The organism is Cupriavidus agavae, from assembly GCF_004217045.1.
Classification (GTDB): Bacteria; Pseudomonadota; Gammaproteobacteria; order Burkholderiales; family Burkholderiaceae; genus Cupriavidus; species Cupriavidus agavae.
Genome location: NZ_SGXM01000001.1, coordinates 1,106,008 through 1,122,038 on the forward strand (window position 1 = coordinate 1,106,008; position 16,031 = coordinate 1,122,038).

Here is a 16,031-nt window from a genome sequence, read left to right on the forward strand (position 1 = left end):
CAAGCGTCTCCGCTTCGCTGGTTTTCTCCCCTCTCCCGCGAGCGGGAGAGGGGAGAAAGACTGAGGGAGTCAAACTCCCTCAAAACTTCTCGAACGCCCCCAAGAACCGCCATTGCCCCACCGGCAGGTCGCCCAGTGCGATGCGGCCCATGCGGACGCGCTTCAGTCCCACCACACGCAGTCCCACCTGCTCGCACATGCGGCGGATCTGGCGCTTGCGGCCTTCGCGCAGCACGAAGCGCAGTTGTTCCTCGTTCTGCCAGCTGACCTTGGCGGGTTTCAGCACCACGCCGTCGAGCGACAGGCCGAAGCGCAGACGCTCCAGTTGGTCTTCCGGAAACACCTTGCTGATGTCGCGCTCGACGGGGCCTTCCGGCGACTCCCAGACCACGCGCACCAGATATTCCTTCTCCACGTTCGAATCGTCGCCAATCAGCGCGCGGGCGATACGGCCGTCCTGCGTCAGCACCAGCAGGCCGGTGGAGTCGATGTCGAGGCGGCCGGCCGGCGCCAGGTTCTTGCGCTGCCACGGGGCAAAGCGCTTGCGCGTGGGGTCGTTCTCCCACTGGTTCTCCGGCGCGAACAGCACGGCGGCGGGCTCGTAGCCGTCCTCGGCCTGGCCGGAGACGTAGCCGACCGGCTTGTTCAGCAGCACGGTCACGCGCTCGCCCTGTTCCGAGCGGGCTTCCTGGCGGATTTCGATCGTGGCGTCGGGGCGGATGCGCGTGCCGAGTTCGGTCACGGGCTCGCCGTCGACCAGCACCCAGCCGAGCGGAATCCATTCGTCGGCCTCGCGGCGCGAGCACAGGCCCAGTTCCGACATCCGCTTGGACAGCCGCACGAGGCCGTCTTCACGCGGCTCGGCGGCCGGCGCGGCAGGACGTGCCGGGCGGTCGCCGTAGGCGGGACGCTCGCTGCGCTCGGCACGGACCGGGCGGGCGCGGTCGGCGGTATCGCTGAACCGGCGCGCCGGCGCGACACCGCGGCGCGGCGCGTCGTCGTCGCGGCGCGGGGCGCGTGCCTCGTCGCCAAAGCGGCGCGGGCGCTCGGCAAGGTTGTCATCGCCGAACTGGCGCGGGCGCTCGCCACGGTTCTCACCCTCGAACCGACGCGGACGCTCCGGGCGGTTCTCACCCTCGAAACGACGCGGCCGCTCCGGGCGGTTCTCACCCTCGAAACGACGCGGCCGCTCCGGGCGGTTCTCACCCTCGAACCGGCGCGGCCGCTCCGGGCGGTTCTCACCTTCGAAACGACGCGGACGCTCCGGGCGGTTCTCACCTTCGAAACGACGCGGCCGCTCCGGGCGGTTCTCACCTTCGAAACGACGCGGGCGCTCCGGGCGGTTCTCACCCTCGAACCGACGCGGACGCTCCGGGCGGTTCTCACCCTCGAACCGGCGCAGCCGCTCCGGGCGGTTCTCGCCTTCGAAACGACGCGGACGCTCCGGGCGGTTCTCGCCCTCGAAACGACGCGGACGCTCCGGGCGGTTCTCGCCTTCGAACCGGCGCGGGCGCTCCGGGCGGTTCTCACCCTCGAAACGGCGCGGACGCTCGCTGCGATTGTCGTCGTCGAAGCGGCGCGGACGCTGGGCGCGATCCTCGTCGCCAAACCGGCGCGGGGCGCGTTCGCCGTCCGCCGGGCGCGGCCGGGCAGGGCGGGCGGGCCGCTCCGTGCGCTCGGCGCGTTGCGGCGCGCCCTCGGCCGGTGCCTTGCGCTTGCTCTTCTCGGACGCCCGCTCCTTCGCCTGCTTGATGCCGGTGACCACGTCCTGCACGCGCTTGCGGTTCAGGTCGGACACCCGCACCGGGCGCGTGGCCTTGCGCGGTGCATCCGAGGTGGAGGCGGGGGTCTTGATACCCAGCGTCTTGCGGGGAGGGGTGTTGCTATCGGTCATATCGTTCCAAACGCTCGCGCGCCGGGACATCCGGGAGTCAGATGTCCAGCGCGTCGAGCAAATCCTGTTCAAGCTGAATCTGCAGCCGGTTGTCGGCGGTCAGGCGTGAGCCATCGACCAGGAACACGTCTTCCACGCGTTCGCCGAGCGTATTGATGCGCGCCGAATGCACGGACACGCGGTGTTTGGCCAGCACGCCGGCCAGGGCGTACAGCAGGCCGGTGCGGTCGTTGGCGGACACCGACAGCAGGTAATACTGGCCGCGCTCGTCGGGACGCAAATCCACGCGCGGCTTGATCGGGAAGCTGCGCGACTGGCGCGACAGGCGGCCCTGGGTGGTTTCGGGCAGCGGGCATTCCAGCCGCACGCGCTCGGTCAGTTCATGTTCCACCAGTGCCAGGATGTCGCGGTAGCCACCGTCGAGGCCGGGGTCGGTGATCTGGAACGTGTCCAGCGCATAGCCGTCGCGCGTGGTCTCGATCTTGGCGTCCTGGATCGAAAACGCCTTGCGCTCGAAATAGCCGCAGATGCGGGCGAACAGGTCAGGCTGGTCCTTGACGTAGACCACCACCTGCAGCCCCTCGCCGGCTGGCGACACGCGGGCCTTGACCACCGGATCGGCGCTGTTCACCTTGTTGAACAGGTGCCGGGTGAGCCAGGCGATGTCGCGCGCATCGTGCCGCATGAAGAACGACATGTCCAGCTTGTTCCATAGTGGTTTCGCCAGATCGGGGTCGAACGCGTTCAGGCGCAGCTGGGCGATCGTGTCGTCGCGCTTCTGCGCCCACAGCGAATGCGAATCGAGCCGGGCGCCGCCGAGCACACGCAGCGTGATGCGGTACAGGTCTTCGAGCAGCTTGCCCTTCCACGCGTTCCAGACCTTGGGGCTGGTGCCGCGGATATCGGCCACGGTCAGCAGGTACAGCGCGGTCAGGTAGCGCTCGTTGCCTACCACCTGGGCAAACGCCTTGACCACGTCGGGGTCGGTCAGATCCTGTTTCTGTGCCACGTGGCTCATCGTCAGGTGGTGCTCGACGAGCCAGGCGATCAGGTCGGCATCCTCGCGCGCAATGCCGTGCTGCTTGCAGAAGCGGCGTGCATCGACCGTACCCAGCTTGGAGTGGTCGCCGCCGCGCCCCTTGGCGATGTCGTGGAACAGCGCCGCCACCCAGAGCACCCACGGCCGCTCGAAGCCGGCCATCAGCTGGCTGCAGAACGGGAACTCGTGGGTATGCTCGACGATGGCGAAGCGGCGCATGTTGCGCACCACCATCAGGATGTGCTGATCCACGGTGTAGACGTGGAACAGGTCGTGCTGCATCTGGCCCACGATGCGCCGGAAATTGATCAGGTAGCGCCCGAGCACGCTGGTCTGGTTCATCAGGCGCAGTGCGTGCGTGATGCCCTGCGGCTCCTGCACGATGGCCAGGAACAGCCGGCGGTTCTCGGGATCATTGCGCCAGCTGGCGTCCATGACCGTGCGCGCGTTGTAGAGCCCGCGCAGCGTGCGCGGCGACAGACCTTTCACGCCCGGCGTGCGTTCGTACAGCAGGAACGTCTCCAGGATCGCGTGCGGATTCTTCTCGTAGAGGTCGTCGCTGGTGATCTCCAGCATGCCCTGGCGCTCGACAAAGCTGTCGTTGATCACGCGCGTGACCTTGGACTCGCTCGGGAACAGCATCGCCTCGATATTGAGCAGCAACACGCTGTTGAGCTGCGTCACGGCCTTGGCTGCCCAGTAGTAGCGGCGCATCAGCTGCTCGCTGGCGCGCTTGGCCGTGGTCTGCCGGTAGCCGAACGATTCGGCCAGCGCCGTCTGCAGGTCGAAGACGAGCACGTCCTGGCGGCGTCCGGCCAGCAGGTGCAGGCGGGCCCGGATGGTGCGCAGCAGGCGCTCGTTGCGGGCCAGTTCCTGCGATTCGCGTTCGGTCAGCAGGCCGCGCCCGAACAGCTCTTTCCAGCTGTCGCCCAGGCCGGCGGCCTTGGTCATCCACAGGATGACCTGGAGGTCGCGCAACCCGCCCGGGCTTTCCTTGCAGTTCGGTTCCAGCGCGTAGGGCGTGTCCTGGTACTTGGCGTGCCGCTGGCGCAGTTCGAGCAGCTTGGCCTGGAAGAAATCGCCGGCGTCCATGTCCGCCAGGTAGCGCGTCTGCATGGCCTGGAACAACGGCTTGCTGCCGGTCAGCAGGCGGGCTTCGAGCAGCGCGGTGCGGATCGTGATGTCGGCGGCGGCTTCGCGAATGCAGTCATCCACGGTGCGCACCGACGAACCGATCTCAAGGCCCAGGTCCCAGCACAGCCCGATGAAGCGTTCGAGCCGCGTGGCGGTGTCGGCATCGGGCTCGCCGCGCAGCAGCAACAGGACGTCGACATCCGAATACGGGAACAACTCGCCACGGCCGTAGCCGCCCACGGCCACCAGCGCGGCATCGGCGGGCAGTCCGAGGCCGGTCCAGGCCTCGACCAGCGCGGCATCGACGGCGCGGCGCAGCCGGGTAACCAGCGGCGAAACCTGGTTGGTGACGTCGAACTCGGCGAACAGGGCCTGCTTGTCGGCCTTGAGTCGGTCGCGGATGCGCTGGCAGAGCAACAGTTCCGGCGTGGTGTCCATGGGTGGCGGGAGGATGGGCGTGGGCACGGCTGGAAGAAGAAAGGGCGCCTTGGTGGGCGCCCTGGCGTCCGCGCGGATCAGGCCGCGACGGTTTCCGTGATGAAGGCCGGCGGCTGCGGCGTGCCTTCGGACTTCGTCAGCACCTCGAAGCCGGTTTCGGTCACCAGCACCGTGTGCTCCCACTGGGCCGACAGGCTGCGGTCGCGCGTCTTGACAGTCCACTGGTCCGGCATCGTGCGGATATCGCGCTTGCCGGCGTTGATCATGGGCTCCACCGTGAAGATCATGCCCGTCTTGATCTCCATGCCGGTGCCGGGGCGGCCGTAGTGGAGAATCTGCGGGTCGGAATGGAAGACCTTGCCGATGCCGTGGCCGCAGTATTCGCGCACCACGCTGTAGCCGGCGCCTTCGGCATGGACCTGGATCGCGTGGCCGATGTCACCAAGGCGCGCGCCGTTGCGCACCTGCTGGATCCCCTTCCACATGCATTCGTAGGTGATCTGGGATAGCCGTTTCGCCAGAATCGATGCCTCGCCGACCACGAACATGCGGCTCGTGTCGCCGTAATAGCCTTCCTTGGTTATGACCGTGATATCGAGGTTCACGACGTCGCCGGCCTTGAGCACGCGCTCGCCGGGGATGCCGTGGCAGATCACGTCGTTGACCGAGGTGCAGATCGCGCCCGGGAACGGCGGGTAGCCCGGCGGCGCGTAGTTCAGCGGTGCCGGGACGGTGCCTTGTACGTCACGCATATAGGCGTGGCAGAGCTTGTCGAGTTCGCCGGTGGTGACGCCGGGCTTGACGTGGGGCGTGATGTAGTCGAGGACTTCGGAGGCAAGGCGGCAAGCCACGCGCATTTGGGCGATGTCTTCGGCGGTGTTGATATGGATGCTCATGCTGCTTCGCCTGAAATGTGATGACCCAGCCACAGGCTGCGCCAGAAATATTCGCAAATCGGGATTATCTCACCTTCGAGGTCGGAAAGCAGCGAAATGCAGGGCAGGGCGCAGCAATCGGGTGCCGCGCCGGTGGCATCGGGTTGCGGAAGGGGACATCCAGGGGGCTTGAGCGGACCGTCACTTTGTTGCTACAATCGCGGGCTGACTTGACGAGTGGCCGGAAACGGCGCCGCCAGTCATGAAACTTTTAGTAAATCGCTGGTCCGCCCATCCGGGGTGTTCCTTTTCAGGAATGTCGGGGCGGACTTCAGAAACCAACCCTCTTGGAGTACCTCACATGTCCGTGACCATGCGCGAAATGCTGGAAGCCGGTTGCCACTTTGGCCACCAGACCCGCTTCTGGAACCCGAAGATGGCCCCCTTCATCTTCGGTCATCGCAACAAGATCCACATCATCAACCTCGAAAAGACCCTGCCGATGTTCCAGGACGCGCTGAAGTACGTGCGCCAACTGGCAGCAAACCGCGGCACCGTGCTTTTCGTGGGTACCAAGCGTCAATCGCGCGAGATCCTGGCCGAGGAAGCCGGCCGCGCTGGCATGCCCTATGTCGACGCCCGCTGGCTCGGCGGCATGCTGACGAACTTCAAGACCGTCAAGATCTCGATCAAGCGCCTGAAGGACATGGAAGCCGCCAAGGAAGCCGGCGCGCTGGAAACCATGAGCAAGAAGGAAGCGCTGATGTTCGAGCGCGAGATGGAAAAGCTGGAAAAGTCCATCGGCGGCATCAAGGACATGGGCGGCGTGCCTGACGCCATCTTCGTGGTGGACGTCGGCTACCACAAGATTGCCGTGACGGAAGCCAACAAGCTGGGCATCCCCGTGATCGGCGTGGTCGACACGAACCACAACCCGGAAGGCATCGACTACGTGATCCCGGGTAACGACGATTCGAGCAAGGCTGTCGCACTGTACGTGCGCGGCGTGGCCGACGCCATCCTGGAAGGCCGTGCCAACGCGGTGCAGGAAGTGGTGGAAGCCGTGCGCGGCGACGACGAGTTCGTCGAAGTCCAGGAAGGCTGATTGCCCGCTGGCGCCTGAGGCCGGGATACACCGGCCGCCGGCGCCCGCCTTGCGGCAACAAGAAAAGGGGGCACTCTGGCGCCCCCTTTTTGCAAACGGATTCAGTTGTCATCCGCCGCGGATACGATTCGCCCCGGATGAGCCAAACAACCAAGGAGTGACAAATGGCGGCTATTACCGCAAGCATGGTTGCAGAACTGCGCGCAAAGACCGACGCGCCGATGATGGAATGCAAGAAGGCCCTGACGGAAGCCGGTGGCGACCTGGACAAGGCCGAGGAACTGCTGCGCGTCAAGCTGGGCAACAAGGCCAGCAAGGCCGCATCGCGCGTGACCGCCGAAGGCATCGTCACGACGTTCATCGACGGCACGACGGGCGCCCTGGTCGAACTGAACTGCGAAACCGACTTCGTGTCGAAGAACGACGACTTCCTGGGCTTCGGCGCCAAGGTGGCTGAACTGGTGGCCAAGCAGAACCCGGCCGACGTGGCAGCCCTGTCGGCCCTGGAAATGGACGGTTCGACGGTTGACGCCGTGCGCTCGGCCCTGATCGGCAAGATCGGCGAGAACATGACGATCCGCCGCTTCGTGCGCTACGCCAACGGCGGCAAGCTGGCCTCGTACCTGCACGGCACCCGTATCGGCGTGATGGTCGAGTTCGACGGCGACGAAGTGGCCGCCAAGGACGTGGCCATGCACGTGGCCGCCATGAAGCCGGTGTCGCTGTCGTCGGAGCAGGTGCCCGCCGAGCTGATCGCCAAGGAGCGCAGCATCGCCGAGCAGAAGGCTGCCGAATCGGGCAAGCCGGCCGAGATCGTTGCCAAGATGGTCGAAGGTTCGGTGCAGAAGTACCTGAAGGAAGTGTCGCTGCTGAACCAGACGTTCGTGAAGAACGACAAGCAGACCGTCGAGCAGATGCTGAAGGCCGCCAACACCAACGTGAAGGGTTTCACGCTGTACGTGGTGGGCGAAGGCATCGAGAAGAAGCAGGACGACTTCGCCGCCGAAGTGGCCGCCCAGGTGGCTGCCGCCCAGAAGGCCTGATGTCCGGGTGGCCGGGCCGGACCTCCCCGTGGGGAGCCGGCGCCGCCACCGTATAATGCCGAGGGGCGCCGCGAGGTGCCCCTCTGCACAAGTACGGCCGCGAAGCGTGTCGTGCAGTCTGTTTTCGCAGTCACCTGCCTCTGGCGAGCCCTTTTACAGGACGTTGCCTGCAGATGACGGCGAAAACCGGCTATCCAGTTGTCCAGCTTTCCGTATTCATGCGCGGCCGGTGCGCAGATGCCTTGTGCCGCCCGCGCCCATCCATCCGTTCAAACGAGCGATCGAGAACCAGCCCGAGGTGATCATGCCAGCCTACAAGCGCGTCCTTCTGAAACTTTCCGGTGAGGCCCTGATGGGCGACGATGCCTTCGGCATCAACCGCGCCACCATCGAGGGCATGGTCAATGACATTGCCGAAATCGTGAAGCTGGGCGTCCAGGTGGCCGTGGTCATCGGCGGCGGCAACATCTTCCGCGGTGTCGCCGGCGGCGCCGCCGGCATGGACCGTGCCACGGCCGACTACATGGGCATGCTGGCCACGATGATGAACGCGCTGGCCCTGCAGGACGCCATGCGCCACGCCAACATCGAGGGCCGTGTGCAGTCCGCGCTGCGCATGGACCAGGTGGTCGAGCCTTATATCCGCCCGCGCGCCATCCGCCAGCTCGAAGAGGGCAAGGTCGTGATTTTCGCGGCCGGCACCGGCAACCCGTTCTTCACGACCGACACCGCCGCCGCGCTGCGTGGCTCGGAAATCGGCGCCGAGATCGTGCTCAAGGCCACCAAGGTGGACGGCGTCTACACGGCCGACCCCAAAAAGGACCCCAGCGCCACGCGCTATGCCACGATCTCGTTCGACGAGGCCATCTCCCGCAACCTGCAGGTCATGGACGCCACCGCGTTCGCGCTCTGCCGCGACCAGAAGCTGCCGATCAAGGTGTTCTCCATCGTCAAGCCGGGCGCCCTGAAGCGCGTGATCCTGGGCGATGACGAGGGTACGCTAGTGCACGTTTAAGTGTATCGGACCGCGTCAGAATGCTGATTCGGTCCGGCCTCAGAGTAGAATGTTTCATTTTCGATCCCGCCCGGCGGGATCCTGTCTGGCTGTTTTCCGGAGGTAAACATGACCGTCGCCGACACAAAGAAGAGCGCCGAGCAGAAGATGCAGAAGTCGATCGAAGCCTTCAAGGCCGATCTGGCAAAGATTCGTACCGGCCGCGCCCATACCGGCCTGCTGGACCACGTGCAGGTGGATTACTACGGCTCGCCGGTGCCGATCAGCCAGGTGGCCAACGTTGGCCTGGGCGATGCGCGTACCATCACCGTGCAGCCGTGGGAAAAGAAGATGGTCCAGGCCGTCGAGAAGGCCATCCGTGACGCCGACCTGGGCCTGAACCCGGCCACGATGGGCGACGTGATCCGCGTGCCGATGCCCGCGCTGACCGAAGAGCGCCGCAAGGAGCTGATCAAGGTCGTCAAGAGCGAGGCCGAGGGTGCCAAGGTGGCCGTGCGCAACCTGCGCCGCGACGCCAACGAGCAGTTCAAGAAGCTGGTCAAGGACAAGACGATCTCGGAAGACGACGAGCGCCGCGGTGTCGACGACGTCCAGAAGCTGACCGACAAGTATGTCGGCGAGATCGACAAGCTGGTCACCGAGAAAGAGAAGGAAATCATGACGGTGTAAGGCCGTCCCGGCGCCTGGGCGCCGGGATTGCTCCGCATCGTCCGCGAATCCATGCAGCATATCAGTTCGACGCTCGGCGTTCCCGATACCACCTATGTGCCCCGCCACGTTGCCATCATCATGGATGGCAACGGCCGCTGGGCGACGCAGCGTCACCTGCCGCGCGTGGCCGGGCATACCCGCGGCCTCGATACGGTGCGCGACATCGTGCAGGCATGTGCTTCGCGCGGCGTGCAGTTCCTGACGCTGTTCGCGTTCAGTTCCGAGAACTGGCGCCGGCCGGCCGACGAGGTGTCCTTCCTGATGCGCCTGTTCATGACCGCCCTGCGCCGCGAGGTGGTCAAGATGCACGCGAACAACATCCGCCTGCGGGTGGTGGGAGATCTCGCCCGGTTCAGCCCGCGCATCCAGCAACTGATCAAGGATGCCGAGGCACGCACGGCGGCCAATACCGGCCTGACCGTGACGATCGCCGCCAACTACGGCGGGCGCTGGGACTTGCTCCAGGCGATGCGCAAGATGCTGGCGCGCTCGCCGATGCTCGACGCCGACACCATCGACGAATCGATCCTGGCGCCGCACCTGGCCATGGCCTACGCGCCCGAGCCGGACCTGTTCATCCGTACCGGCGGCGAGCAGCGCATCAGCAATTTCCTGCTCTGGCAGCTCGCGTATTCCGAGCTGTATTTCACCGATACCTTCTGGCCCGATTTCGACGCCGCCGAGCTCGACAAGGCCTTCGCCTCGTACCGCCAGCGCGAGCGCCGTTTCGGCAGGACCAGCGCCCAACTGGTGGCGCCGGGGCTGTCGGGCACGGCCTGATCCTGGCCGGAACCTCCACTTCACATCACGGGACACCGCAACCGCATGCTTCTTACCCGCGTCATCACCGCCGTATGCCTGTTGCTGCTGATCCTGCCCATCCTGTTCCTGGCGCCGCCGGTCGCGCTCGGCGTGCTCGTCGTGGTGATCGTGGCGCTGGCCGGCTGGGAGTTCGGCCGCCTGATCGGACTGGCCGGGCCCTGGCCGTATGTCTATGCGCTGGCCTGCCTGGCGGTGCTGCTCGGCGTCTTCCTGGCGGCTGACGGTCCCGCCACCGAACTGCTCCTCAAGGCGTCGCTGGTGGCGTGGGGCGTGGCGCTGGTGCTGCTGGCACGGGGCGTGCGCAAGGCCACACCGGGTTTCACGCTGCTCGGCGCGGTGCTCGGGCTGATCATGCTGCCGGCGTTCGGCCACGCCGTGATGGGGTTGCGGTTTGCCGGCGTTGGCGTACTGCTGACGGCCGCCGTGCTGGTCTGGGCGGCCGACATCGGTGCCTATTTCGTAGGCAAGGCAATCGGCCGCCGCAAGCTGGCGCCGACCATCAGTCCCGGCAAGTCCTGGGAAGGGGCCATCGGCGGCTGGCTGCTGGCGATGGCAGTGGCACTGGGCCTGGCGGCCAGCCACGCGTTTGCGCCCACCTGGTATTCGCTGATCGCCGACAAGGGCGGGCTCGGCCTGCTGGCCGTGCTGACCACGCTGCTGGTGGCCGCGAGCGTGGTGGGCGACCTGTTCGAGTCGCTGCTCAAGCGGCAGGTGGGCATGAAGGACAGCAGCCGCCTGCTGCCGGGCCATGGCGGCGTCCTGGACCGCATCGACGCGCTGATTCCGGTATTTCCGCTGGCAGCACTGCTGCTGACGTGGGTCTGATCAAAACTTTGAGTTTCACGGGTTCTATGCAACGCATTACGATTCTGGGCGCCACGGGTTCGATTGGCGAGAGCACACTCGACGTGGTGCGCCGCCATCCGGACCGCTACACGGTGCACGCGCTCAGCGCCCATCGTCAGGTGGAAAAGCTGGCTGCGGCCTGCCGGGAGTTCCGGCCGGCCCGCGCGGTGGTAGGCTCCCCCGAGGCGGCCCGCGAACTGGAGTCGCTGCTGCGCAGCGCGGGCCTCTCCACCCAGGTCGAGCATGGTCCGGAAGCGCTCGAATCGATCGCCGCGGATGCCGGCACCGATGCGGTGATGGCGGCAATCGTCGGTGCGGCGGGGCTGCGTTCGTCGCTGGCCGCGGCCCGCGCCGGCAAGCGCGTGCTGCTGGCGAACAAGGAGTCGCTGGTCATGTCGGGCGGCATTTTCATGGACGCGGTGCGCGAGCACGGCGCCACGCTGCTGCCGATCGACAGCGAGCACAACGCCATTTTCCAGTGCCTGCCGACCACCGATCCCCGCTATGGCATGGGCGTGTCCAAGGTGCTGCTGACCGCCTCGGGCGGCCCGTTCCGCACGCGCGACCCGTCCACGCTCCACGACATCACGCCCGACCAGGCCTGCGCGCACCCGAAGTGGGTGATGGGGCGCAAGATTTCGGTCGATTCGGCCACGATGATGAACAAGGGGCTCGAAGTGATCGAGGCCCATTGGCTGTTCGGCGCGCCGGCGGACCGGATCGAAGTGCTGATCCATCCGCAAAGCATCGTGCACTCGATGGTCGCGTACGCGGACGGCTCGGTGCTGGCGCAGCTCGGCAATCCTGACATGCGTACGCCGATCGCCTACGGCATGGCATACCCCGAGCGGATCGACTCGGGTGTCACGGCCCTTGATCTGACGCAGGCCGGCGGCCTGCATTTTGAGAATCCTGACCTTGAGCGCTTTCCCTGCCTTGGGCTAGCCTTTGAGGCGTTGCGTGCAGGCGGTCTGGCGCCTGCCGTGCTCAATGCCGCCAACGAGGTGGCCGTCGAGGCTTTCCTGGAAGGCGCTATCCGTTTTACCGACATCGCGCGCGTGGTGGATGCCGTGCTGGAACAGCCCGTGCAGGGCGCCGCCGACACGCTGGAAGGGGTGCTTGCCGCCGACGCCGAAGCGCGCCGGGCGGCACAGGCACTGCTGAAGACTCTGGCTACGCATTGATCGATCTCGGCCCGGCCGGATCTGGAGAAGGGTGATTTGCCATGCAAACTGTAATCGCGTTCATCGTCGCCCTATGTATCCTGATCTTCGTCCATGAGATGGGGCACTACCTGGCCGCCCGCGCCTGCGGCGTCAAGGTGCTGCGCTTCTCGATCGGATTCGGCAGGCCGCTGGCACGCTGGGTTGGCAAGGGGCCGGACAAGACCGAGTGGACGCTCGCCGCGATTCCGCTCGGCGGATACGTCAAGATGCTCGACGAACGCGAGCGCGATCCGGCAACCGATCCGCCGATCGACGCAGCCGAACTGCCGCGTGCGTTCAACCGGCAGCCAGTCGGCAAGCGATTCGTGATCGTGGCAGCAGGGCCGCTGGCCAACTTCGCGCTGGCCATTGCGCTGTACCTGGTACTGTTTGCCGGCGGCATGCAGGAGCCGGTGCCGGTGCTGGGCGCCCCGGCTGCGGGCACCGTGGCCGCCCAGGCCGGCGTCCGTGACGGCGACCGCGTGCTCTCGCTGACTGCCAATGGCGAGACCGAGCCGGTGAGGTCGTGGAACGACCTGCGCATGGCGGTCTTCTCGCAAGGTTTTGGCGATGCCCGGGCGGTGCTGCGCGTGCGCGGCGCCGATGGTGCCGAGCGCGAGGTGTCGCTGGGCCGCCTGCCCGATACGGGCGGCAATCCCGAGCAGGACCCCCTCGTCACGCTGGGGCTGGCGCTCAAGGGCGGGCCGGTCAAGGTGACCGAGATCGTGCCGGATTCGGCTGCACAGCGGGCGGGCCTGAAGGCTGGCGACACGATCGCCACCTGGCAGGGCCAGCCGCTGACCCAGGCCGGCGAGCTGATCCGTGGCGTGCGCGCCCGGCCCGGGCAGGACGTCACGCTGGGCATCGAGCGGGGCGGGCAACGCTCGGATCTGGTCGTGAAGCTCGATGCGGCCCCGGGAGGCAAGCCCGCCACCGAAGGCGGGCCGGAGCCCACCGTTGGCAAGCTCGGTGCGGCGCTGAACCAGGCCGTGCAGACCGAGGTGGTACGTTACCCGGTGACGCAGGCGCTGGCCCGCGCGGCGGACCAGGTCTGGAGCACCAGCACGCTGTCATTGAAGCTGCTCGGCAAGATGCTGGTCGGGCAGGCGTCGTTGCAGAATCTGAGCGGCCCGCTGACCGTGGCCGACTACGCCGGCCGTGCCGCGAACATGGGCTGGCAGCCTTTCATCAGTTTCCTGGCCTTGGTCAGTGTCAGCCTTGGTGTACTGAATTTGTTACCCATTCCGGTGCTGGATGGGGGGCATTTGCTGTATTATTGCGTGGAATTTTTGACTGGCAAGCCTGTACCAGACCACTGGCAAGCGATGCTGCAGAAGGTCGGCGTCGCCTGCATCTTGCTCCTGACTTCACTCGCTTTATTCAATGACGTCAGCCGACTGTTTCTTGCGCGCGGCTAGTTTCGCGCAGCCGGAAACGCCAGTCGGCCGGGGCAGCCGTTTTTCCGGGGGGGCATTATCCCGCCGGAGAGAGCAGTCGTGCCGGCGTTGTCGGGCCTGACTGGAAACGGCACTGGAGCCAATACCCTGCATGAAATCGATGAGGAAGAGGGGATCGACTTTGATCAGAAATAAGCGCATCTCGCTGGGCTTGCTGACGAGTGCCATTATTGCTGCGTGGAGCCCGGCGGGCTGGGCCGCAGATCCGTTCGTGGTCAGGGATATCCGCGTTGAGGGCCTGCAGCGCGTGGAGCCGGGCACCGTGTTCGGCTACCTGCCGGTCCGCGTCGGCGAGACCTTCACCGACGACAAGGGCGCGGACGCCATCCGTGCGCTCTACAATACCGGTTTCTTCAAGGACGTGCAGATCCGCGCCGAGGACGGCGTGCTGGTCGTGCAGGTGGAGGAACGCCCGGCGATCTCCCAGCTGGAGTTCGTGGGCATCAAGGAATTCGACAAGGACACGCTGCGCCGCTCGCTGCGTGCCGTTGGCGTTGCCGAGGCGCGGTATTACGACAAGGCGCTGATCGACAAGGCCGAGCAGGAACTCAAGCGCCAGTACGTGGCGCGCGGCTACTACGCCGCCGATGTCCAGACCACCGTGACCCCGGTCGACCGCAACCGCGTGTCCGTGGTGTTCAACGTGGAAGAGGGCCCGGTCGCCAAGATCCGCCAGATCAATATCGTCGGCAACAAGGCGTTCAAGGAAAGCACGCTGCGCGACGAAATGCAGCTTTCCACGCCGAACTGGCTGTCGTGGTACACCAAGAACGACCTGTACTCGAAGCAGAAGCTCACGGCTGATCTGGAGGCGCTGCGCTCGTACTACCTGAACCGCGGTTATCTGGAATTCCAGATCGAATCGACGCAGGTGTCGATCACTCCGGACAAGAAGGACATCTACCTGACGCTGAATATCAGCGAGGGCGAACAGTTCAAGGTTTCGGATATCCGCCTGGCCGGCGAACTGCTCGGCAAGCAGGAGGAAATGGAGAAGTTGCTCAAGCTCAAGAAGGGCGACATTTTCTCCTCCGAAAAGCTGACGGCCAGCACCAAGTCCATCACGGACCTGCTTGGCACCTACGGCTATGCTTTCACCACGATCAACCCGCAGCCGCAGATCGACAAGGAAAAGCGCGAAGTGGCGCTGACCCTGATGGTCGATCCGGGCCGCCGCGTCTATGTGCGCCGCGTGAACGTGGTCGGCAACAGCAAGACGCGGGACGAGGTGGTGCGCCGCGAAATGCGCCAGATGGAAAGCTCGTGGTTCGACAGCGAGAAGCTGCAGCAGTCGCAGGCGCGTATCAACCGTACCGGCTACTTCACGGACACCAACATCACGACCGAGGACGTGGCCGGCGCGCCCGACCAGGTCGACGTGAACGTGAACGTGACCGAGAAGCCGACCGGCCAGATCAGCCTGGGCCTGGGCTTCTCGTCGACCGACAAGCTCGTGCTGCAGGCCGGCCTGCGCCAGGACAACGTGTTCGGCTCCGGTACCAGCCTCGGCCTGGACGTCAACACCGCCAAGTCGTTCCGTACCATTGCGCTGACGCAGTACGACCCGTACTTCACGGTGGACGGGATCAGCCGCTCGACCGACATCTACTATCGTACGTCGCGCCCGCTGTACTACACGGGCGACCAGGACTACAAGATCGTCTCGGCCGGCGGCGGCTTCAAGTTCGGCGTGCCGTTCTCGGAGAACGATACCGTGTTCTTCGGTATCGGCTACGAACGCACGCAGGTCTACACGTCGGTCAACACGCCGAGCCAGTACCAGGCATGGCTGCAGAAGATCGGCAAGAACAGCGGCGATCCGATCAACAACTTCCCGTTCACGATCGGCTGGGCGCGGGACCGCCGCGACAGCGCGCTGATCCCGACCAAGGGCCCGTACACGCAGGCCAACCTCGAAATCGGCGTGCCGGGCGGTGATACGCAGTACTATCGCGCCAGCTTCCAGCAACAGTATTTCTACCCGCTGTCGAAGGCCTTCACGCTGGCCTTCAACGGTGAAGTGGCCTATGGTCACGGCTACGGCGATACGCCGTTCCCGGTGTTCAAGTACTTCTACGCCGGCGGTATCGGTTCGGTGCGGGGCTACCAGACCAGCACGCTCGGTCCGAAGGACCAGAACGGCAACCCGGTGGGTGGCGCCTCGAAGCTGATCGGTAACGTGGAATTCGTGTTCCCGCTGCCGGGCTCGGGTGTGGACCGTACACTGCGCCTGTTCACGTTCTTCGACTTTGGTAACGTGTATCAGGAAGGCGCACCGATCACTTTCAGCGACCTGAAGTATTCGACCGGTTTCGGCCTGTCGTGGCTGTCGCCGATCGGTCCGCTCAAGGTCAGCATGGGCTTCCCGCTGAAGAAGGACGACACGGACAAGGTCCAGCGGTTCCAGTTCCAGATCGGCACCGCGTTCTGATCCCCACAAGGATTTG

Annotated in this window: 12 protein-coding genes; 9 read left to right on the top strand and 3 right to left on the bottom strand. The window is 65.7% G+C overall.

What is annotated here, in order from left to right; translation table 11 throughout:
- Window positions 1–79: 79 nt before the first annotated feature.
- The 3 genes from EV147_RS05000 to map all read right to left on the bottom strand — a co-directional run bounded on the left by EV147_RS05000 (window position 80) and on the right by map (window position 5,401).
- Complete coding sequence (locus tag EV147_RS05000) at window positions 80–1,894, bottom strand: pseudouridine synthase (protein WP_130389993.1); 1,815 nt, start codon at window positions 1,892–1,894, stop codon at window positions 80–82.
- A 37-nt stretch (window positions 1,895–1,931) separates the two neighbouring features.
- On the bottom strand, window positions 1,932–4,505 hold the full coding sequence (locus tag EV147_RS05005; protein ID WP_130389994.1) for a [protein-PII] uridylyltransferase: 2,574 nt from the start codon (window positions 4,503–4,505) through the stop codon (window positions 1,932–1,934).
- A 77-nt stretch (window positions 4,506–4,582) separates the two neighbouring features.
- Window positions 4,583–5,401, bottom strand: a complete 819-nt coding sequence (map, locus tag EV147_RS05010; protein WP_130389995.1) for a type I methionyl aminopeptidase — start codon at window positions 5,399–5,401, stop codon at window positions 4,583–4,585.
- A gap of 340 nt (window positions 5,402–5,741) precedes the next feature.
- Between map and rpsB the strand changes: the two genes are divergently transcribed.
- From rpsB to bamA, 9 genes are all read left to right on the top strand, one after another.
- Window positions 5,742–6,485 carry a 30S ribosomal protein S2 gene (gene rpsB, locus EV147_RS05015; RefSeq protein WP_130389996.1) on the top strand — a complete coding sequence of 248 codons (744 nt, stop codon included), beginning with the start codon at window positions 5,742–5,744 and terminating at the stop codon, window positions 6,483–6,485.
- 164 nt (window positions 6,486–6,649) lie between these two features.
- Window positions 6,650–7,528: a translation elongation factor Ts gene (gene tsf, locus EV147_RS05020; RefSeq protein ID WP_130389997.1), complete on the top strand. Its 879-nt coding sequence runs from the start codon at window positions 6,650–6,652 to the stop codon at window positions 7,526–7,528.
- Window positions 7,529–7,832: 304 nt separating this feature from the next.
- A complete protein-coding gene (pyrH, locus tag EV147_RS05025) occupies window positions 7,833–8,543 on the top strand; it encodes a UMP kinase (RefSeq protein ID WP_130389998.1) in 711 nt (236 codons plus the stop codon).
- Between the two features lie 108 nt (window positions 8,544–8,651).
- Window positions 8,652–9,212, top strand: coding sequence for a ribosome recycling factor (gene frr / locus EV147_RS05030; RefSeq protein ID WP_130389999.1), 561 nt, complete (start codon window positions 8,652–8,654; stop codon window positions 9,210–9,212).
- A 51-nt stretch (window positions 9,213–9,263) separates the two neighbouring features.
- Window positions 9,264–10,034: an isoprenyl transferase gene (locus EV147_RS05035; RefSeq protein WP_130390000.1), complete on the top strand. Its 771-nt coding sequence runs from the start codon at window positions 9,264–9,266 to the stop codon at window positions 10,032–10,034.
- Between the two features lie 45 nt (window positions 10,035–10,079).
- A complete protein-coding gene (locus EV147_RS05040) occupies window positions 10,080–10,901 on the top strand; it encodes a phosphatidate cytidylyltransferase (RefSeq protein WP_130390001.1) in 822 nt (273 codons plus the stop codon).
- Window positions 10,902–10,927: 26 nt separating this feature from the next.
- Window positions 10,928–12,106 carry a 1-deoxy-D-xylulose-5-phosphate reductoisomerase gene (gene ispC, locus EV147_RS05045; protein WP_130390002.1) on the top strand — a complete coding sequence of 393 codons (1,179 nt, stop codon included), beginning with the start codon at window positions 10,928–10,930 and terminating at the stop codon, window positions 12,104–12,106.
- Window positions 12,107–12,147: 41 nt separating this feature from the next.
- Window positions 12,148–13,545 (top strand): RIP metalloprotease RseP, encoded by a 1,398-nt coding sequence (gene rseP / locus EV147_RS05050; RefSeq protein ID WP_130390003.1) that lies wholly within the window; start codon window positions 12,148–12,150, stop codon window positions 13,543–13,545.
- Between the two features lie 160 nt (window positions 13,546–13,705).
- Window positions 13,706–16,015 (top strand): outer membrane protein assembly factor BamA, encoded by a 2,310-nt coding sequence (bamA, locus tag EV147_RS05055; protein ID WP_130390004.1) that lies wholly within the window; start codon window positions 13,706–13,708, stop codon window positions 16,013–16,015.
- The last annotated feature ends 16 nt before the right edge of the window (window positions 16,016–16,031 follow it).